This window comes from Streptomyces sp. AA4 (assembly GCF_000158875.1).
Taxonomy (GTDB): domain Bacteria; phylum Actinomycetota; class Actinomycetes; order Mycobacteriales; family Pseudonocardiaceae; genus Amycolatopsis.
This window is the reverse complement of the sequence record NZ_GG657746.1, coordinates 2,095,052-2,113,319: the sequence shown is the minus strand read 5'-3', so window position 1 is coordinate 2,113,319 and position 18,268 is coordinate 2,095,052. Positions and strand designations below refer to the sequence as shown.

Annotated in this window: 18 protein-coding genes and 2 pseudogenes; 7 read left to right on the top strand and 13 right to left on the bottom strand. The window is 70.6% G+C overall.

From position 1 onward, the window contains the following. Window positions 1-44: 44 nt before the first annotated feature. Window positions 45-1,070 carry a 6-phosphofructokinase gene (locus tag SSMG_RS09935; protein ID WP_009075263.1) on the bottom strand — a complete coding sequence of 342 codons (1,026 nt, stop codon included), beginning with the start codon at window positions 1,068-1,070 and terminating at the stop codon, window positions 45-47. A gap of 291 nt (window positions 1,071-1,361) precedes the next feature. Here SSMG_RS09935 and SSMG_RS09930 point away from each other — a divergent pair, with 291 nt between their 5' ends. After that, window positions 1,362-2,453, top strand: coding sequence for a 3-deoxy-7-phosphoheptulonate synthase (locus tag SSMG_RS09930; RefSeq protein WP_009075261.1), 1,092 nt, complete (start codon window positions 1,362-1,364; stop codon window positions 2,451-2,453). A gap of 543 nt (window positions 2,454-2,996) precedes the next feature. Here the strand turns inward: SSMG_RS09930 and SSMG_RS09925 are convergent. Beyond that, window positions 2,997-3,485 (bottom strand): polyadenylate-specific 3'-exoribonuclease AS, encoded by a 489-nt coding sequence (locus SSMG_RS09925; RefSeq protein WP_009075260.1) that lies wholly within the window; start codon window positions 3,483-3,485, stop codon window positions 2,997-2,999. Window positions 3,486-3,505: 20 nt separating this feature from the next. Beyond that, entirely contained in the window at window positions 3,506-4,267 is a 762-nt protein-coding gene (locus tag SSMG_RS09920) for a 1-acyl-sn-glycerol-3-phosphate acyltransferase (RefSeq protein ID WP_037713154.1), read from the bottom strand. A 216-nt stretch (window positions 4,268-4,483) separates the two neighbouring features. Here SSMG_RS09920 and SSMG_RS09915 point away from each other — a divergent pair, with 216 nt between their 5' ends. Genes SSMG_RS09915 through SSMG_RS09900 form a run of 4 tightly spaced genes read left to right on the top strand, consistent with a single transcriptional unit; the run spans window position 4,484 to window position 7,423 of the window. Further along, window positions 4,484-5,251 carry a carboxylesterase gene (locus tag SSMG_RS09915; RefSeq protein ID WP_037713153.1) on the top strand — a complete coding sequence of 256 codons (768 nt, stop codon included), beginning with the start codon at window positions 4,484-4,486 and terminating at the stop codon, window positions 5,249-5,251. Next, window positions 5,248-5,799 carry a hypothetical protein gene (locus SSMG_RS09910; protein WP_009075254.1) on the top strand — a complete coding sequence of 184 codons (552 nt, stop codon included), beginning with the start codon at window positions 5,248-5,250 and terminating at the stop codon, window positions 5,797-5,799. The genes SSMG_RS09915 and SSMG_RS09910 overlap by 4 nt, the downstream gene beginning before the upstream one ends. A 10-nt stretch (window positions 5,800-5,809) precedes the next feature. Then, window positions 5,810-6,949 (top strand): glutamate--cysteine ligase, encoded by a 1,140-nt coding sequence (locus SSMG_RS09905; protein ID WP_009075252.1) that lies wholly within the window; start codon window positions 5,810-5,812, stop codon window positions 6,947-6,949. 18 nt (window positions 6,950-6,967) lie between these two features. Then, a complete protein-coding gene (locus SSMG_RS09900; RefSeq protein ID WP_009075251.1) occupies window positions 6,968-7,423 on the top strand; it encodes a YdeI/OmpD-associated family protein in 456 nt (151 codons plus the stop codon). Here SSMG_RS09900 and SSMG_RS09895 read toward each other — a convergent pair. Continuing rightward, a complete protein-coding gene (locus tag SSMG_RS09895; RefSeq protein WP_037713150.1) occupies window positions 7,420-7,986 on the bottom strand; it encodes a TetR/AcrR family transcriptional regulator in 567 nt (188 codons plus the stop codon). The genes SSMG_RS09900 and SSMG_RS09895 overlap by 4 nt on opposite strands. Before the next feature lie 107 nt (window positions 7,987-8,093). Between SSMG_RS09895 and SSMG_RS09890 the strand changes: the two genes are divergently transcribed. Beyond that, window positions 8,094-8,882 carry an oxidoreductase gene (locus tag SSMG_RS09890; RefSeq protein WP_009075247.1) on the top strand — a complete coding sequence of 263 codons (789 nt, stop codon included), beginning with the start codon at window positions 8,094-8,096 and terminating at the stop codon, window positions 8,880-8,882. Window positions 8,883-10,389: 1,507 nt separating this feature from the next. On the opposite strand, the pseudogene SSMG_RS46765 reads toward SSMG_RS09890, so the two are convergent. From SSMG_RS46765 to SSMG_RS09855, 8 genes and pseudogenes are all read right to left on the bottom strand, one after another. Further along, window positions 10,390-10,744, bottom strand: a pseudogene (locus SSMG_RS46765) (NTP pyrophosphohydrolase); the annotation flags it as partial. Window positions 10,745-10,837: 93 nt separating this feature from the next. Continuing rightward, window positions 10,838-11,221, bottom strand: a pseudogene (locus SSMG_RS46760) (NUDIX domain-containing protein); the annotation flags it as partial. 303 nt (window positions 11,222-11,524) lie between these two features. Further along, entirely contained in the window at window positions 11,525-12,466 is a 942-nt protein-coding gene (locus tag SSMG_RS09880) for an ROK family protein (protein ID WP_009075243.1), read from the bottom strand. Continuing rightward, window positions 12,467-12,925 (bottom strand): hypothetical protein, encoded by a 459-nt coding sequence (locus tag SSMG_RS09875; RefSeq protein WP_037713145.1) that lies wholly within the window; start codon window positions 12,923-12,925, stop codon window positions 12,467-12,469. It lies immediately after the preceding gene. Then, entirely contained in the window at window positions 12,922-14,079 is a 1,158-nt protein-coding gene (locus tag SSMG_RS09870; protein WP_009075239.1) for an ArsA family ATPase, read from the bottom strand. Before SSMG_RS09870 ends, SSMG_RS09875 begins: the two co-directional genes overlap by 4 nt. Continuing rightward, window positions 14,080-14,517 (bottom strand): SRPBCC family protein, encoded by a 438-nt coding sequence (locus SSMG_RS09865; protein WP_009075237.1) that lies wholly within the window; start codon window positions 14,515-14,517, stop codon window positions 14,080-14,082. 27 nt (window positions 14,518-14,544) lie between these two features. Then, entirely contained in the window at window positions 14,545-15,339 is a 795-nt protein-coding gene (locus SSMG_RS09860; protein ID WP_009075235.1) for a metallophosphoesterase, read from the bottom strand. A gap of 9 nt (window positions 15,340-15,348) precedes the next feature. Then, window positions 15,349-15,759, bottom strand: coding sequence for a hypothetical protein (locus SSMG_RS09855; protein WP_009075233.1), 411 nt, complete (start codon window positions 15,757-15,759; stop codon window positions 15,349-15,351). 112 nt (window positions 15,760-15,871) lie between these two features. Between SSMG_RS09855 and SSMG_RS09850 the strand changes: the two genes are divergently transcribed. Continuing rightward, entirely contained in the window at window positions 15,872-17,668 is a 1,797-nt protein-coding gene (locus SSMG_RS09850) for a long-chain fatty acid--CoA ligase (RefSeq protein WP_009075231.1), read from the top strand. Between the two features lie 111 nt (window positions 17,669-17,779). Here the strand turns inward: SSMG_RS09850 and SSMG_RS09845 are convergent, their stop codons facing one another. Then, window positions 17,780-18,241, bottom strand: a complete 462-nt coding sequence (locus tag SSMG_RS09845) for a YbjQ family protein (protein ID WP_009075230.1) — start codon at window positions 18,239-18,241, stop codon at window positions 17,780-17,782. Between the last annotated feature and the right edge of the window lie 27 nt (window positions 18,242-18,268).

Here is an 18,268-nt window from a genome sequence, read left to right as displayed (position 1 = left end):
CCGCGCACCCCCGGCACTGTGGTGGGGTTTCCCCTACCGGAGACTCAGCCGAAGAACACTTCGGCTTCCTGGTACCGCTCCAGCGGAACGGTCTTCAGCTCGGCCGTCGCCTCGGACAGCCTCACGCGCACGATGTCGGTGCCCTTGAGCGCCACCATCACGCCGAAGTCGCCGTCCGCGACCGCGTCCACCGCGTGCAGGCCGAAGCGCGTCGCGAGGACCCGGTCGTAGGCGGTCGGGGTGCCGCCGCGCTGGACGTGGCCGAGCACGACCGCACGCGATTCCTTGCCGGTGCGCGCGGAGATCTCATCGGCCAGCCAGTTGCCGATGCCGCCGAGCCGGACGTGCCCGAAGGCGTCCTTCTCGCCGGTCAGCAGCTTCTCCTCGCCGCCCTCGGGCAGCGCGCCCTCGGCCACGACGATGATCGGCGCGTACTCCTTTTCGAAGCGCTGCTCGACCCACTGCACGACCTGGTCGACGGAGAAGTGCCGCTCCGGCACCAGGATCACGCTCGCGCCGCCGGCGAGGCCGGAGTGCAGCGCGATCCAGCCCGCGTGCCGCCCCATGACCTCGATGACGAGCGCGCGGTGGTGCGATTCGGCCGTGGTGTGCAGCCGGTCGATCGCCTCAGTGGCGATGGAGACCGCGGTGTCGAAGCCGAACGTGTAGTCGGTGGCCCCGAGGTCGTTGTCGATCGTCTTGGGCACGCCGACGACGCCGATGCCGTCGTCGGTCAGCCGCTTGGCGACGCCGAGGGTGTCCTCGCCGCCGATCGCGATCAGCGCGTCGACCCCCTGGTCGGCGAGCACCTTGCGGATCTGGTCGACACCGCCGTCGACCTTGTACGGGTTCGTCCGCGACGACCGCAGGATCGTGCCCCCGCGGGTGAGGATGTCCTCGACGTCGGCGAGGCCGAGCGGCCGGCTGTCACCGGTCAGCGGGCCCTGCCAGCCGTTGCGGAAGCCGACGAAATCCCAGCCGTGCACCTCGACGCCCTTGCGGACCACCGCGCGGATGACCGCGTTCAGGCCGGGGCAGTCTCCGCCCCCCGTCAGCACACCGACACGCATTCTGTTGCCTCCGTCTTCCTCGCAGGGAGAGTCCAGTCACAGTCCGCGGACAGCGTAGCGGCTTCCATCTGGATCGGTGCAGGCCGGACCACCTGCCCAATCCGGTCCGGGCGGAGCCGTCGCGGCGGTGTGTTACCGTGACGGCGTGCAGCGCTATTTCTGGTTTACGAAGCCGGCCCCGGGTGGGCACGGCGGCGTGAACCTGCGCTGACCTCCACCCCGAGCCGGATCTCGAACCGGCTCGGCGAATCCCCCGCGGGTCGGTGTCCACCAGGAAGGAACCACCCGCTCATGAGCACCCCCCTCGTCGCCGCCCCCGCCGACGCGAGCACGCTGGACAACCGCCGCACGACGTCGGTCAGTCCCCTCATCTCGCCCGCCCTGCTGCGCGAAGACCATCCGGTGGACGCCGCGGTCGCCAAAGTGGTGCAAAACGGCCGCACGGAAACGGTCGACATCCTCGACGGCCGCGACGACCGCCTGGCCGTGATCGTCGGCCCGTGCTCGGTCCACGACCCGGAAGCCGCCCTCGACTACGCCCGCCGCCTGGCCGCGAAGGCCGAGGCCCTGCGCGAAGACCTGCACATCGTGATGCGGGTGTACTTCGAAAAGCCGCGCACGACGCTGGGCTGGAAGGGCCTGATCAACGACCCCGACCTGGACGGCACCTTCGCGGTCAACAAGGGCCTGCGCCTGGCCCGGAAACTCCTGCTGGACGTCTCGGAACTGGGCCTCCCGGTGGGCTGCGAATTCCTGGACCCGATCACCCCGCAGTTCATCGCGGACATCGTCACCTGGGGCTCGATCGGGGCTCGCACGGCGGCCAGCCAGGTCCACCGGCAGCTGTGCAGCGCCCTGTCCATGCCGGTCGGGATCAAGAACTCGACCGAAGGCGACATCCAGGTGGCGGTGGACGCGACCCGCGCCGCCGCGGCCTCGCACGTCTTCCCCGGCATCAACGTGGACGGCCTGGCCGCCTTGGTGACGACCGCCGGAAACCCGGACTGCCACGTCATCCTGCGCGGCAGCTCCGCGGGCCCGAACTACGACCCCGCTTCGGTCGAGGAAACCCTCGCGCGCCTGGCAAAGTCGGGACTCCCGGAACGCCTGGTGATCGACGCGAGCCACGGCAACAGCAACAAGGACCACGTCCGCCAGTCGGAAGTGGTCCGGGACCTGGCCGCCCGGATCGCCGCCGGAGAACGCGGAATCGCCGGCCTGATGCTGGAAAGCAACCTGGTGGCCGGACGCCAAGACCTGGTCCTGGGCCGCTCGGAGGACCTGACCTACGGCCAGTCCATCACCGACGCCTGCATGGACTGGAACACGACGGAAGACCTGCTGGACACCCTAGCGACCGCCGTCCGCACCCGCCGCCGCTGACCAGCTCGGCCGTCCGTGAGGGCCACCTTCACGGACTCTGAGTCCCCCAGGGTTCCCCTCACGACAGCCACCCCCGTGAGGGGCCCCCTCGCGGACCACCGCCGATGCCGCACACCTCCGGTTCGCCCCCCAACGCCACATTGGTTGCACCCCACGCACCCAACGCCACATTGGTTGCGTCACATGCACCCAACGCCACATTGGATGCGCCAGACGCACCGAACGCCACATTGGGTGCGTCACATGCACCCAATGCCACATTGGGGCGCTACCCGCACGCCGCGAACCCTAAGCAACACACCCCCCAAGCCGCGCAACAAACCGCCGCCGGTGCACTCAAGCAGCGTGGCACCCAGCCCCTCCCCCAACCCCGATACGAAGCCTCCCTGCGGTCTGGGGGTGCTTGTCAAGGCATCTTTCCCGCCTTGACAAGCACCCCCAGACCGTCAGCACAATCAAACTTCGGGGTGCCCCACGCAACTCAAGACGACGGCAATGTCGCCCGCCAGGGCGACGAGCCGCCCGAGACCGCGACCAGACGACTCACCGCCTCCGAAACGCCGCCTCAATAACCTCCCACCGCTGCAAATTATGCCGAGCATCAGCCAACGCGTCATGCTGATCCCCAGGCGCAGCAGGCAACTTAGGCTTCCCCGCGTCCTCCCACCGCTGCCGCAAATCCCGAGTGAACCGAGGCAACTGCCGCGGCAAGGCAGGCATCGGCCCCCACAACTGCGCCAACGCCACGTGGTCGTAAGCCGCGAACCAGGCCCACAGCTCGATCCCGCCGGGCGGCTTCCCGAAGAACTCCAGCAGGTCAGTCCGGATCCGCTCCCGGCTCCGCCAGGCCGGATCCGCCGGCGAAGGCAGCTTGGGCAGCACGTTCTCCCGCACCCAAGCCCCGGCCCGCCCCGGGTCGAAATCGGTGGACACGGCGTAGAACTCGCGCCCGCGCTCGTCAACGACACCGATCGACACCAGGTCAATCGTCACGCCGTCCTCAATAAACTCGGTGTCGTAGAAAAAACGCACCGGGGAACTCTAGTAGGGCGCTACCCGGCCTTCGTCTCCGGCACCCGGTCGACGTCGAGACCGCGCGGCTGGGCCGGCACCTCGGGCTTCACCCCGGCCGCCTCGGCGGCGAGCAGTTCCTTGGCCTTGGCCGCGTAAATGTCGACGTATTCCTGTCCGGACAGCTCCATCAAGGCGTACATGATCTCGTCGGTGATCGACCGTTCGATGAACCGGTCCCCGGCCAATCCCTCGTAGCGGGAGAAGTCGAGCGGCTTGCCGAAGCGCACCTCGAGCCGCCGCGGCCACCACATCCGGGAGCCGATCGGGTTGACCTTGTCCGTGCCGACCATGGCCACCGGGATCACCACGCCGCGCGATTCGAGCGCGATCCGGGCGACGCCCGTTTTGCCCTTGTACAGCCGCCCGTCCGGGGAGCGCGTGCCCTCGGGATAGATGCCGAGCAGGTGCCCGTCCTTGACCAGCCGGATCGCGGTGTCGAGCGCGGCCTGCGCGGCGTTGCCGCCCGAGCGGTCGATGGGGAACTGGCCGACGCCGGTGAAGAACCACTTCTTGAGCAGGCCCTTGAACCCGCGCTCGGTGAAGTACTCCGATTTCGCCGGGAAGGTGACCTTGCGCTTGACCCGCAGCGGCATGAAGAACGAATCCGCGACCGCGAGGTGGTTGCCGGCGAGGATGGCGCCACCCGTCTCGGGGATGTTTTCGGCGCCGACGACTTTGGTGGGCCACAGCGTCTTCAGCAGCGGCCCGATGAACACCCACTTCATCAGCCAGTACAGCACCGGGTTCAGTCCTTTCCTGCCCGCGCGGGCCCCGGCAGGTCAGGGTACGGAACGAGCACCGGCCGGCACAACGAGAGAACGGACGGTCACCCGGGGCAGCGACCGATCTCACAGCGGGAACGGAAGAATCCTCGCTTCCGGAGTAGGCCCCACAACCCGGCTTCGGCGTGAGAGCATGGGAGGACTCCACCGCTTCGATTCGGAAGGGCGTTCGTGATGGGCGTGCTCGCCGGCGCGGAACCGTTCTCCCACCCGGGATCCTCCGGGGCCGGCTTCCTGCTCTGCCACGGATTCACCGCGACGCCCGCCGGCATGCGCGCCTGGGGCGAGCACCTGGCCGCCGAGGGCTTCGCGGTGCGCTGCCCGCTGCTGCCCGGCCACGGCACGCACTGGCGCGAGCTGAACCGGACGACCTGGCAGGACTGGTACGCAACGGTGCGCGAGGCGCTGCTGGCCCTGCGCGCGGAGTGCGACCAGGTGTTCGTCGGCGGGATGTCGATGGGCGGCACGCTCACCCTCCGCCTCGCCGAGGAATTCGGCGCGGACATCTCCGGCCTCGTGCTGGTCAACCCGTCGGTCACGCGGCTGAGCCTGGACGCCAAGGTGCTGCCGCTGCTGTCGCGGGTGGTCCCGTCGATCCGCGCGATCGGCAACGACATCGCGAAGCCCGGCGAGGTCGAACTGGCCTATCCGCGCACGCCGGTGCGAGCCGCGGCGAGCCTCGCCCGGCTGTGGAAGATCGTGCGCGCCGACCTGCCGAAGGTGACGCAGCCGGTGCTGCTGCTGCACTCGCGGGTCGACCACGTCGTCGAACCCGAGAACTCGCAGATCGTGCTGGACAGCATCTCGAGCACGGACGTGACCGAGGTGGTGCTGGAGAACAGCTTCCACGTCGCGACGCAGGACCACGACGCGGAACTGATCTTCAGCCGCAGTGTCGACTTCGCCCGGAAGCTGCGGGCGGGACAGGTGGGTGCCGGATGAACCGGGGGAAAGGCGCGGACGGACCCGAGGACGTCGACGCCACGTTCGCCGAGATCGTGGCCGACCTCCGGGCCGAGGGCGTGGGCGTGTTCCTGGACGAGGACCCGTTCTCCGGCGCCGAACCCGACGCGCCCTCCGGAACCGAACCCGAAGCGGGCAAGGCCAGGCCGAAGCCCGCCGCGGACCCGCCCGCTCCTGCCGCGCCGCCGGCCGCGCCCCCTTCTGTGTCGTCTTCGGAAGGCTGGCGCACCGGCGGCGCCGACTGGGACACCACGATGTTCTCCGGCGACCCGGCCGAGGACGACGAGCACTACGTGCCGCCGGAGCCCCCGCCGCTGCCGCGCTGGCGCAAGGGCGCGTTCGTCGTGCTGCTGTTCTTCGTCGTCGGGCTCCTGCTGCTGATCGTGCCGAACCTCATCGGGGTCGGTCCCGCGCTCGCCACGCCGCTCGGCATCCTCTCGCTCGCCACCGGCATCGCGCTGCTCCTGCTGCGCGTGCGCCAGGGCCCGCCGCCGGGCGCGGACCCCAGCAACGGCGCCCAGGTCTGACCGGACGGGCATGCGGATCGACTTCCAGGCGTCCCGGCGTTCCACCGTCGGCGCGGAATGGGAACTCGCGCTGGTGGACCGGCGCAGCGGCGAACTGCGGTCGGTCGCGGAGGAACTCCTCGCCGCGGTCCGCCCGGACGGCGCGCCCGAGCATCCCCGGATCAAACAGGAACTGCTGCTCAACACGATCGAGGTGGTCAGCGGCGTCTGCCGCACGGTCGGCGAGGTGAAACACGACCTCGCCGAGGCGCTCGACGAGGTGCACCGGGTCGCCGACCCGCTGGGCGTCGAGGTGTTCTCCGCTGGCTCGCACCCGTTTTCCTCGTGGTACCGGCAGAAGGTGACCGACAAGGAGCGCTACGCCAAGCTGATCGACCGCACCCAGTGGTGGGGCAGGCAGATGCTGATCTACGGCGTGCACGTCCACGTCGGGCTCGACCACCGGGACAAGGTGCTGCCGGTGCTCGACGGGCTGTTGCGCTACGAGCCGCACCTGCAGGCGCTGTCCGCGTCGTCGCCGTACTGGTCCGGAGAGGACACCGGGTACGCCTCGAACCGGGCGCTGATGTTCCAGCAGCTGCCGACCGCCGGGCTGCCGTTCCAGTTCCGCGAGTGGGCGGAGCTGGAGGGCTACGTCGAGGACATGTTCACCACCGGCGTGATCGACCATTTCTCCGAGATCCGCTGGGACATCCGCCCGGCCCCGCATTTCGGCACCATCGAAATGCGCGTGTGCGACGGGTTGCCGACGCTGCAGGAGGTCGGCGCGATTTCGGCGTTCACGCAGTGCCTGGTGGACGATTTCAGCGCCCGCCTCGACAAGGGCGAGACGCTGCCGGCGCTGCCGCCGTGGCACGTGCAGGAGAACAAGTGGCGCGCCGCCCGCTACGGCCTGGACGCGATCGTCATCCTCGACGCGGCCGGCCGCGAACGCCTCGTCACCGAAGACCTCGCCGACGTGCTGGACCGGCTGGAACCGGTCGCCAAGCGGCTGGACTGCGTCCGCGAACTGCGCGATGTCGAGAACATTCTCCAGGTCGGCGCGAGCTATCAGCGGCAGCGGGCGGTCGCGAAGCAGTACAACGGGTCCTTGAAGGCCGTAGTCGCCGCTTTGGTCACCGAGATGCGCGACGGCGTCCCACACGCTTAGCTGGGCCGGGAGGCACCGATGTCGCATACGTTCCGCACGCTCGTCGAGCTCAACGGCAAAACCGCCACCGGCCTTCGGGTCCCGGCCGAGGTCGTCGAGGCCCTCGACCAGGGGCGGCGGCCGAAGGTGCGGGTGATGATCGGCCCGCACACCTACCGCAGCACCGTCTCGGTCTACTCCGGCGAGTTCATGCTGCCGCTCAGCGCGGCGAACCGCGAGGCGGCCGGAGTCGCCGCCGGGGAGACGGTCGAGGTCACGCTCGAAGCCGACCTCGCCGAGCGGACCGTCGAACTGCCGGACGACCTGGCGTCGGCATTGGCGCGGCGGACCGGCGCGCGGGCCGCGTTCGACAAGCTTTCCTTTACCGCCCAACGGGAACGGGCCGAAGCCGTCACCTCGGCCAAGCGCGCCGAAACCCGGGAACGGCGGATCGCGAAGATCGTCGCCGAGCTTGCCGGGGACGGGCTGGCCTAGCTGATCGTCACGCCCGGTTTGCCGAAGCCGCCGAGCACCGTGTCGACCACTCGGGTGGCCAGCACGTCCGGGTCGGCGGAGTCCTGGTCCTGCGCTGCTTCGTGGATGAGCGCGCAGTACACGCGGCGCGCCCAGACGAGGTCGACGCCGGGCCGCAGCGCGCCGCTTTCCTCCAGCCGCCGGAAGAAGACGTCGCACTGGGCGACCACGTCCGGGGTCAGCACGCCGTCTTCCGCCGGATGCGCGTTCATCGCGAATCCCCAGCGGAGCTTGACGCTCAGCACCTTCGCGGTCACCTGGTAAAGCGCGACCAGCGGAGGCGTGACGTCGGGCCGGACGCTGGCGAGCGCGTCGTGGAACTGCTGGGTCGCCCAGAGGGTCATCGCGTCCACCAGCGCGTCCCGGCTGGCGAACCGGCGGTGCACGGTGGTGCGCGAGACGCCCGCGGCCTCGGCGATCTGCTCCATCGTCGCCGCCGGGTTGTCACTGAGCACGCGTTCGGCCGCCTCGAGGATCGCCTGGGCCGTCCGTTCCGAGTCCGCGCGCAGGGCCCGTTTCTCCATGCTGCCCAGTTTACGCCATGGTTGCTACTCGAGTCATAGTTGCGACACTCGTGTTGCAACTGCTAGCTTAGTCGCATCGACCTTGACCCGACTTTGGGGGATTTCCGATGGACCTGCAGCTGACCGGCAAGACCGCCGTCGTCACCGGAGCGAGCCGGGGAATCGGCCTCGCCACGGTCTCCGCGCTGATCGGCGAGGGGATGCGCGTGGTGGCCGCCGCCCGCACGATCACGCCGGAACTGAAGGAAACCGGCGCGGTGCCGGTCGCGGTGGACCTCTCCGCCGCGGAGGGCCCCGGACGGTTGATCGACCAGGCCGTCGCGGAACTAGGCGGCTTGGACGTCCTGGTGAACAACGTCGGCGGCGGCGACAATGCCAGCGGGCAGGCCGGCGGTTTCCTGTCGGTCACGGACGAGCAGTGGACGGACCTGCTGGAGCTGAATTTCCTCGCCGCGGTCCGGGCTTCCCGTGCCGCGCTGCCACATCTGATCGAACGGCGAGGCGCGATCGTCACGGTTTCCTCGAACGGTGCGCGGATGCCGCATTCGGGCCCGATCGCTTACACCACCGCGAAAGCCGCGCTGACGGCGTTCGGGAAGGCGTTAGCGGAGGAGTTCGGCCCGCGAGGAGTACGGGTCAACACCGTCTCGCCGGGCCCGGTTCGCACCGCGCTGTGGGAAGGTCCGGACAGCTACGGTGCCGAACTGGCTTCGTCGATGGGGTTGTCGCACAAGGATTTGCTGGCCGGTCTGCCCGCCGGTGCCGGAATGCTGACCGGACGACTGGTGGAACCGGCCGAGGTGGCTGCGTTGATCGCGTACCTGGCGTCGCCTGTGGCCGCGAGCATCACCGGCACGGATCATCTGGTGGACGGGGGTTCGGTGAAGACCGTGTGACGACTGACGGGGGCCGCGGAGAGCTGGCGGGGCGGGATCGCCGAACTGGGTGCACTGCTCGTGATCCGTCGCCGCCTGGTCCCGCCAACTGGCTGCCGAAGGTGAGCGACGTCCGCTCAGCCGCCCAGCTCCGGCGACAACGTCCCCAGCCCCAACACCCGCGCCACAAGCCCCGACTCGACCACGCTGGACCGCTCAGCCGCCCAGCTCCCGCAACAACGTCCCCAGCCCCAACACCCGCGCCACAAGCCCCGACTCGACCACGCTGGACCGCTCAGCCGCCCAGCTCCCGCAACAACGTCCCCAGCCCCAACACCCGCGCCACAAGCCCCGACTCGACCGCCGAAGCTGAGCGACGTCCGCTCAGCCGCCCAGCTCCGGCGACAAACGTCCCCAGGCCCCAACACCCGCGCCACAAGCCTCCCCGACTCGACCACGCTGGACCGCTCAGCCGCCCAGCTCCCGCAACAACGTCCCCAGCCCCAACACCCGCGCCACAAGCCCCGACTCGACCACGCTGGACCGCTCAGCCGCCCAGCTCCCGCAACAACGTCCCCAGCCCCAACACCCGCGCCACAAGCCCCGACTCGACCACGCTGGACCGCTCAGCCGCCCAGCTCCCGCAACAACATCCCCAGCCCCAACACCCGCGCCACAAGCCCCGACTCGACCACGCTGGACCGCTCAGCCGCCCAGCTCCCGCAACAACATCCCCAGCCCCAACACCCGCGCCACAAGCCCCGACTCGACCACGCTGGACCGCTCAGCCGCCCAGCTCCCGCAACAACATCCCCAGCCCCAACACCCGCGCCACAAGCCCCGACTCGACCACGCTGGACCGCTCAGCCGCCCAGCTCCCGCAACAACATCCCCAGCCCCAACACCCGCGCCACAAGCCCCGACTCGACCACGCTGGACCGCTCAGCCGCCCAGCTCCCGCAACAACGTCCCCAGCCCCAACACCCGCGCCACAAGCCCCGACTCGACCACGCTGGACCGCTCAGCCGCCCAGCTCCCGCAACAACATCCCCAGCCCCAACACCCGCGCCACAAGCCCCGACTCGACCACGCTGGACCGCTCAGCCGCCCAGCTCCCGCAACAACATCCCCAGCCCCAACACCCGCGCCACAAGCCCCGACTCGACCACGCTGGACCGCTCAGCCGCCCAGCTCCCGCAACAACATCCCCAGCCCCAACACCCGCGCCACAAGCCCCGACTCGACCACGCTGGACCGCTCAGCCGCCCAGCTCCCGCAACAACATCCCCAGCCCCAACACCCGCGCCACAAGCCCCGACTCGACCACGCTGGACCGCTCAGCCGCCCAGCTCCCGCAACAACATCCCCCAGCCCCAACACCCGCGCCACAAGCCCCGACTCGACCACGAAGGAACGCTCAGCCGCCCAGCTACAAACAACAACATCCCCAGCCCCAACACCCGCGCCACAAGCCCCGACTCGAGCACGCTGGACCGCTCAGAAAACCCAGCTCCCGCAACAACGTCCCCGGCCCCAGCACCCGTGCGCCGAGAGCCCCGACTCGGCCGCGTAGTTCGCGGTCGGCCGTCACCACCACGACGTAGTAAAAAAAGGCGTTCCCTGGCGGCAGCGGTGACCTCGACGATTTTCGAATCGCCGTCGGTCTCCGCTGCGACGACCTCGACGCCCGGGATCGGTTCCACTCCCCGGGCCTTGCCCTCGACCACCAGCACCACCCGGGGCCACCAGGACCACGCCGGGCCCGCGCCGATGCCGGTCACGTCGTCGCGCAGGCCGTGTTCGGCGGGGGCGGTCAGCTGGTCGCGCAGCCGTTCCGCGGCGCCGTGCCGGTCGCGCCACCAGCCGTCGGGGCGGGAGCCCATCACGTTCGCGGCGTCGACCACCAGGACCAGTTCGCGGCCCAGCTGCTCGCGCAGCACCGGCCAGGCGAGGGCGAAATCGCGGTGCAGGTCGAGCGCGGCGACCTCGTCCGGCGGGACCCAGCGCATCTCGGCGCTTTCCTCGTTCGCGACCGTGGCCTGCAGGGCGCTGTCGGCCAGCCCGAGCACGGTCGTGTACTGCCATTCGCCGTGGTCCAGCACCGAAGCGGACATCGCGCGGAACGCGGACGCGGGGATCGCGGCTTCCTCCCACGCCTCGCGGGCAGCGGCCTCGTGCACCGTCTCGCCGGCTTCGAGCGCACCGCCGGGCAAGGCCCAGGTACCGCCGTTGTGCACCCACCACGCACGCCGCTGCAAGAGCACGCCTCGGCTGGGATCACACAACAACAGTCCGGCCGCACCGAACGCGCCCCAGTGCTGCCTGCCGCAAGAACACCGCACGAAGCGGTTGGCGGTCATGGGCGTCACCCGGCCCAGCCTTCCACAGAACCTCGTGCGTGTTAATCCCGGTGAGAACCCCTCGTGCCCGCCGACGCCGGTTCTCGGATCCGCGCCAACGGCCAGCACCGCACCTCGCGCGCATCCATCCCGCCGACACCCCGTCGTGCCCGCCGGTTCTCACCGGCGCAGCCGCTCACAACGTGTCCATCGCCAACGCAACCGTCCGAATCCGCGGCAACGACCAGCCCCGCGCCTCGGGCGCGTTCATCCCGCCGAGAGCCCCTTGTGCGCACCGCCGCCAGTTCTCACCGGCACCAACACTCACAACGTGTCCATCGCCAACGCAGCCGCCCCGACGATCGCGGTGTCATCCCCCAGATGCGCCGTGCGGATCCGCGCCAACGGGCGGTGCCGCGCACCCGTGATCGCCCCGGAGTAATGCTCCCGCGCCTCGTCCAGGAACAGCGGCGCGGATTCCGACACTCCCCCGCCGATCACGATGATCTCCGGGTCGAAGACGTCCGCCACCAGCGCCAAGCCCTCGCCCAGCCATTTCGCCAGCTCGGCCATGGCGCGCAAGGCGATCGGGTCGCCGTCGCGGGCCGCGCGGGCCACTCGGCGGCCGGTGACCGAGCCGGGGTCGCCGGCGATTTCCCGGGACAGCACGGTGGAACGGCCGGGGTACCGCGCCAGCAGCTCGACCGCGGTCGCGGCCAAAGCTGTTCCGCTGCAGTAGCGCTCCCAGCAGCCGTACTTGCCGCACGGGCACGCGCGGCCGTCGCGCACCACGGTGAGGTGGCCCAGTTCCGGGGCGACTCCGTGGGCTCCGCGGTAAATCTCGCCGTCCAGCAGCAAGCCCGCGCCGATGCCGGTGCCTAGCGCGACCAGGGCAGCCACCCCGGCGCCGCGCGCGGCGCCGAAGCGGTGTTCGGCCACGACCGCCGAATTGACGTCGTGCTCCAGCGTCACCGACAGGCCGACCCGCTTGGCGATCCGGTCCGCGACCGGGGCGTTGCGCCAGGCCAAATGCGGCGCGAACATCACCGTGCGGCGATCCCGGGCCACGAAGCCCGCCACCGCGAGGCCGACCGCGGCGACGTCGTGCCGGTTGCGCAGATCCTCGACGACCCCGGCGATGGCGTCCTCGAGGGCGCTCTCCTCGCTCGGCGTCCCGACGCGCGCCGTGTCCAGCAGCGAGCCGCGCTCGTCCACGACGCCGGCGCGCACGCTGGTGCCGCCGACGTCCACCCCTACGGTCAGCAATCAGTTCTCCCGCTCCGGCTGCCAGTCCGCGCGCTTGCGGACGGCGATGTGCTGGACCCGCGACGACGGCTCCGAAGACGAAGACGCCGCCGCCGCGGCGGTCGCGGGCGGATGCGCGGCGGGCCGGAACCCGGGCATGTGCACGCCCTCCTCCGGCTCCCAGCGGTCCGCGAGCACCGCCCGCAGCAACGCGACGAGCTGGGCCGCCTGTTCGAGAACCCGGGCCACGAACTCCGGCCGCTCGCCGCGCACGACGGCGACGATCGCACACAGCGGGCACCACCCGCATCCCGAAGTGCTGTCCTCCACATCGGACGCGCCCGGTTCCTCCGGCGAACCGTGCCCGGCGGCCAGCACCCCTTCCAGCCACGGCGCGGCGCGTTCGAGCACCATCTCGACCAGCAGCCGGATCTCCTCGGCCAGCTTCAGGCCGTCGGCGTCGCTGTGTTCTTCGCTCACCCGGGTCCCCGGTTCCCGACCAGGCTGACCACCAGGCCGTCGGCATCGGATTCCGCGCCGGTGATCCGGCACGGGCGCAGCGTCTCGGGCAGGGCGACCAGGCGGCGGAACCCGTCGACGGTGATCGCCAGGTCGTCGTCCACGCGGGCGAGGTCGACCGCCGAATCCCGGTCCAGCGGGAGCGCGACCCGCAGCCGGAAGCCGTCCCCGTCGGCAGCGACCGACAGCAGCGGCGTGACCGGTTTTCCGTTGCCGGACAACGGATCCCGGCCGCCGTACAGCTCGCGGGCCAGTTCCGCGAGCGCTTCGGCGCCCACCGGTTCGCTCGCCCGGTGCTCGACGCGGGCCAGCTCGCCGGGGCCGAACCCGGCCTCGGCCAGTTCCGCCAGCACCGCGTCCTGCTGCTCGCGCCGCGTGCGCAGCCATTTCGCCGCCGAACCGCGCCAGAATCCGGGCGCGGGCATGAGCCGGTTGGCGATCAGGCCGTCGACCGCGATGCCGCGCAGCGCCAGCGACGTGAGCGTGCGCCGGGCCTCGGCGACCACCACTCGTTCCGGGGTCAGCACCAGCCGCACGGTCGTCACGCGCGGGTCAGTGAGCAGCTCGCGCAGCGCGTCGAGATGCGCGCCGAGCTTCCGCACCGAAGCCGCGACCCGGCGGTTGCCGAACACCCGGCCCAAATAACCCGACACGGCTTCCGGCAGCGAAAGCAGCCGCAGCGTTTCCGCGGTCGGACCGCAGTCGACCACCACGGTGTCCCACGGCCCCTGCGAAGCAAGCCGCCGCACCTCGCTCAGCGCGAGCAGCTCGTCGACGCCCGGCAGCACGGTCAGCTCTTCCGCGTCCAGGATGTCCAGACCGGCTCCGGCCAGCACTTTCCGCAGTTCGCCGCGCAGCTCGTGCCAGGTGCGGTCGGCCAGCGCCCGCGAGTCCACCTGCGCCGCCCACAGCCCGGCCGGCGTGCCGTCGCGGCGGAGGTCCACTTCGGAGGGTTCGCCGCCGAGCGGGGTGCCGAACGCGTCGCCGAGCGAATGCGCCGGGTCGGTGGACACCACGAGCGTCTTCCTGCCGCGGCCGGCGAGCGCGGCAGCGGTAGCCGCGGCGAGCGTCGTCTTCCCGACACCCCCCTTGCCGGTGAACAGCAGGATGCGCATCTAGCCCTCGGCCCTGCGCTTGAGCTCCTTGAGCGCGGTGTCCATGACCATCTTCTCCGCCTTGCGCCGCAGCAGCCCGATCATCGGCAGCGCCAGCTCGACCGACAGCGTGTAGGTGACGCGGGTGCGCCCGCCGCCGAGCGGCTCGAGCGCGTACCGGCCGTTCTGCGCCTTCTGCATCTGGCCCTTGACCAGGTGCCAGCTGACGCCGAGACCGTTGTCGTCCCAGTCGTACTCGAGCGTGTACACGTCCTTGATCGGCCCGGCGTCGAGGGTGAGCTTCACCTGTTTCGCCCGGCCCGAGTCGTCGGTCGCGAGCACCTCGGTCTCGCGGACCGCCTTGGCCCACTCCGGGTACGCGGGGAAATCGGAGATCACCGACATGACCCGCGCGGGCTCGGCGTCGACCTCGATGGACTGCGTGGACTGCTCGGCCATGGGACGAAGCGTAGCCGGACAGCACAGTCACCAGCGCAGCACGTAGGGCTGCCCGGTCTCCTTGAAGTGACCTACGTTACGGCACTCGGTGTGCCCGACCCGGCGCCGCGCGGCCAGCGGCTGGTGCACGTGCCCGAACACCGACCAGCGCGGACGCTGCCGCAGGATCAGGTCGACCAGCGCCTTCGACCCGAGTTCGGCGCGGCGCGCGACCACGTCGTAGGTCAGCTCGGGCACCGCGGGCGGGATGTGCGTGCAGAGGACGTCGACCTCGTCCAGCAGCGACACCGCCGCGTCGAACTCCTCGCGCGCCCGCAGGTACGGCCGCCACGCCGCGCCCTTGCGCGGACGCGGGAGCACGCCGTCCGGCAGCACCGCGCCGCCGGCGAAGCCGAACCGCAGGCCGCCGATGGTCACCACCTCGCCGTCGACCAGGTGCACGCCCTCGCCGGCGAACTCCGGCCACGCCGACGGCGCGTCGACATTGCCGGGGATCGCGTACGTCGGCGCGGTCATCGAAGCGAACAACGTGGAGTACTGCTCCCGGACCGCTTCGTCGACCGCGGCCGCCGGATCGTCCAGAGTGGCCCACAGCGTGCGCGAGTAGGCGACCGTCTCGTCCCTGGTGCCTTCACGGCGCAGGCGGGCGAACTCGCCGACCTTCTCCGCGCCGAACAGCACGCCCATGATGCCTTTGTCGTGGTCGTGGTAGTCGACGAAGTCGAGCAGGTCGCCGAGCACGACCAGCGCGTCCGCCCCGTCCCCCGCCCGCTTCAGCGCGTCGGCGTTGCCGTGCACGTCCGAAACGACGTGAACCCGCACAAGAGCCTCCTACTCGACGGTCCGGGGCGGAACCCCCGGCTCGCGCCCGTCCTCGAGGATCTCCTTCAGCCCCAGCGCCACGTCCTTCGCCGCGCGCGCCCGCCAGTCGAATTCGCGGCGCAGTTCGCGCGGGCTCAGCTCGCGCGGGACGCCGCCGGGACCGGCAGGCGTGGCCCGGAGGAAGTAGTGCAGCACGGTGCCGTCGAGAACGGGTTCCAGCCAGACCTCCATGGTACCGATCAAGGCGCCCGTGACGGTCCAGCGCAGGCCCTTGTCCCCCCGGTCGGTGTAGACCCGCAATTCGAGGTCCGGCCAGTACCGGCGCCACGAGCGGGGGTCGGCGAAGGCCGCCGCGACGGTGGACGGCGGCACGACGAGGAAGGTCTCGTCGACAAGATCGAGAGCTGGCTGTTCGTGCACCCGGACACGATGTCACGACCTCGCCGCGCGCCCCGTGCCAGCCTGGTCTTAAGGTCTACGGCACGCTAAGTTGACTGGCGGGTAACCGCACGCGTCGAACACGGAGGTCCACGTGCGCGAATACAGCGCCCCCGCCGGGAAACCGGTGACCGACGACGAGAACCTGGCCGATGTCGTCTGGGCGAACGCGGAGCGGTTCTCCGACGTGGTCAGCTTCCGGCGGCAGGTCGAGGGCACCTGGCTCGACGTCACCGCGAAGGACTTCGCCGACCAGGTCGCGGCCGTGGCCAAGGGCCTGATCGCGGCGGGCGTGGGGCACGGCGACCGGGTCGCGCTGATGTCGAAGACCCGGTACGAGTGGACGCTGGTCGACTTCGCGATCTGGGCCGCCGGCGCGGTGACCGTGCCGATCTACGAAACGTCCTCGCCCGAACAGGTGTACTGGATCCTCTCCGACTCGGCGGCCAAGGCCGTCGTCGTGGAGACCGGCGCGCACCGGAAAGCGGTCGAGGAGATCAGCGGGCGGCTCAGCACGCTGGAGCACACCTGGCAGATCGAGGGCGACTCCCCCGCGATCGACCGGCTGACCGCGCTCGGCGCCGAGGTGTCCGACGAGGACCTGCACACCCGCCGCCGGAGCGTCACCGCGAACGAGACGGCCACCATCGTCTACACCTCGGGCACCACCGGGCGGCCCAAGGGCGTCGAGCTGACCCACCGGAACCTGCTCGCCGAGATCCGCGCGGACATCGAGGCCTTCCCCGAGCTGATGGAGCAGGGCAACTCGCTGCTGTGCTTCCTGCCGCTGGCGCACATCCTCGCCCGCGCGATCGCGATCACCGCGCTCACCGCCCGCGTCACCCTCGGCCACACGCCGGACGTGAAGAACCTGGTCCCCGACCTCGGCACCTTCCGGCCGACGTTCGTGGTCGCCGTGCCGCGCGTGTTCGAGAAGGTCTACAACACCGCCAAGCAGAAGGCGCACGCCGACGGCAAGGGCAAGATCTTCGACGCCGCCGAGGCCACCGCGGTCGCGTACAGCGAGGCGCAGGAAAAGGGCGGCGCCGGGCTCGGCCTGCGCGCGAAGCACCTGGTGTTCGACAAGCTGGTGTACGGCAAGCTCCGCGCCGCGCTGGGCGGCCGGTGCATCGCCGCGGTGTCCGGCGGGGCCCCGCTGGGCGCGCGGCTGGCGCACTTCTTCCGCGGCATCGGCGTGCCGGTGTTCGAGGGCTACGGCCTCACCGAGACTTCCGCGGCGGCGAACGTGAACACCAGCGCGGCGTTCCGCGTCGGCACCGTCGGGCGTCCGGTCGCGGGCACCTCGGTGCGCATCGCCGAGGACGGCGAGGTCCTGCTGAAGGGCGACGTCGTGTTCGGCCGGTACTACAACAACCCCGAAGCGACCGCGGAAGCCCTCACCGACGGCTGGTTCCACACCGGCGACCTCGGCGAACTGGACTCCGAAGGCTTCCTCAAGATCACCGGCCGCAAGAAGGAGATCATCGTGACCGCGGGCGGCAAGAACGTCGCCCCGTCCGGGCTCGAGGACACCATCAAGGCCTCGCCGCTGGTGAGCCAGGTGATGGTGGTCGGCGACCAGCGCCCGTTCATCGCCGCGCTGGTGACGATCGACGAGGAGTACTTCCCGGCCTGGAAGTCCCAGCACGGCAAGCCGGACTCGGCGACGGTGTCGGAACTGGCCGAGGACGCCGACCTGCGCGCGGAGATCCAGGCGGCGGTCGACGAGGCGAACAAGCAGGTGTCGCACGCGGAGGCGATCAAGAAGTTCACCGTGCTGGCCAACGACTTCACCGAGGCGGGCGGCGAGATCACGCCGAGCCTGAAGCTGAAGCGGAACGTGGTGAACAAGAACTACGCGTCCGACATCGAGGCGCTGTACCGGAAGTGACGCGGGACGGGGAGGCGGCCGCCTTCCCGGTTTCCCGGCACCGCAACGGAAACGACCAGTTGCCCGTGCGTCCGCCGAACGGCTGGACGCACGGGCAACTCTGTCGAGGGCTCAGGCCTGCGGCGGCTGTGCCTGGTACTGCTGCTGCGGCGCCTGCGCGTACTGCTGCGGCGGGGCGGCCTGCTGCTGTTGCGGGGCCTGCTGTTGCTGCTGCTGAGCGCCGTCCGGGACCACGTACACCGCGGTGCCGTACGCGGCGATTTCACTGGCCGTGCCAGCGATTTCGTTGCAGTCGAAACGCAGCGCGAGCACCGCGTTGGCCCCGTGCTGCATGGCCTCCTGGCACAGCCGGAAAAGGGCTTCGTGGCGCGAGTCGGACAGCAGCTTCGTGAGGCCCTTCAGCTCGCCGCCTCCCATCGCCTTGAACCCGGAACCGATGTTGGAGAACATGTTGCGGCTGCGGACAGTGAGCCCGAAGACCTCGCCGAACACGCGGACTACGCGGTACCCGGGCAGATCGTTCATCGTCGACAGCAGGATCGGGAACTGCTGCGGTGGCGCGGCTTGAGTCATGCGCGGATCGTATCGTCGGCGAGCCGC

Coding starts and splice junctions, on each gene's coding strand:
- SSMG_RS09935 (WP_009075263.1), bottom strand. CDS start 1,070: ATGCGTGTCGGTGTGCTGACGGGGGGCGGAGACTGCCCCGGCCTGAAC.
- SSMG_RS09930 (WP_009075261.1), top strand. CDS start 1,362: ATGAGCACCCCCCTCGTCGCCGCCCCCGCCGACGCGAGCACGCTGGAC.
- SSMG_RS09915 (WP_037713153.1), top strand. CDS start 4,484: ATGGGCGTGCTCGCCGGCGCGGAACCGTTCTCCCACCCGGGATCCTCC.
- SSMG_RS09910 (WP_009075254.1), top strand. CDS start 5,248: ATGAACCGGGGGAAAGGCGCGGACGGACCCGAGGACGTCGACGCCACG.
- SSMG_RS09905 (WP_009075252.1), top strand. CDS start 5,810: ATGCGGATCGACTTCCAGGCGTCCCGGCGTTCCACCGTCGGCGCGGAA.
- SSMG_RS09900 (WP_009075251.1), top strand. CDS start 6,968: ATGTCGCATACGTTCCGCACGCTCGTCGAGCTCAACGGCAAAACCGCC.
- SSMG_RS09895 (WP_037713150.1), bottom strand. CDS start 7,986: ATGGAGAAACGGGCCCTGCGCGCGGACTCGGAACGGACGGCCCAGGCG.
- SSMG_RS09890 (WP_009075247.1), top strand. CDS start 8,094: ATGGACCTGCAGCTGACCGGCAAGACCGCCGTCGTCACCGGAGCGAGC.
- SSMG_RS09870 (WP_009075239.1), bottom strand. CDS start 14,079: ATGCGCATCCTGCTGTTCACCGGCAAGGGGGGTGTCGGGAAGACGACG.
- SSMG_RS09865 (WP_009075237.1), bottom strand. CDS start 14,517: ATGGCCGAGCAGTCCACGCAGTCCATCGAGGTCGACGCCGAGCCCGCG.
- SSMG_RS09845 (WP_009075230.1), bottom strand. CDS start 18,241: ATGACTCAAGCCGCGCCACCGCAGCAGTTCCCGATCCTGCTGTCGACG.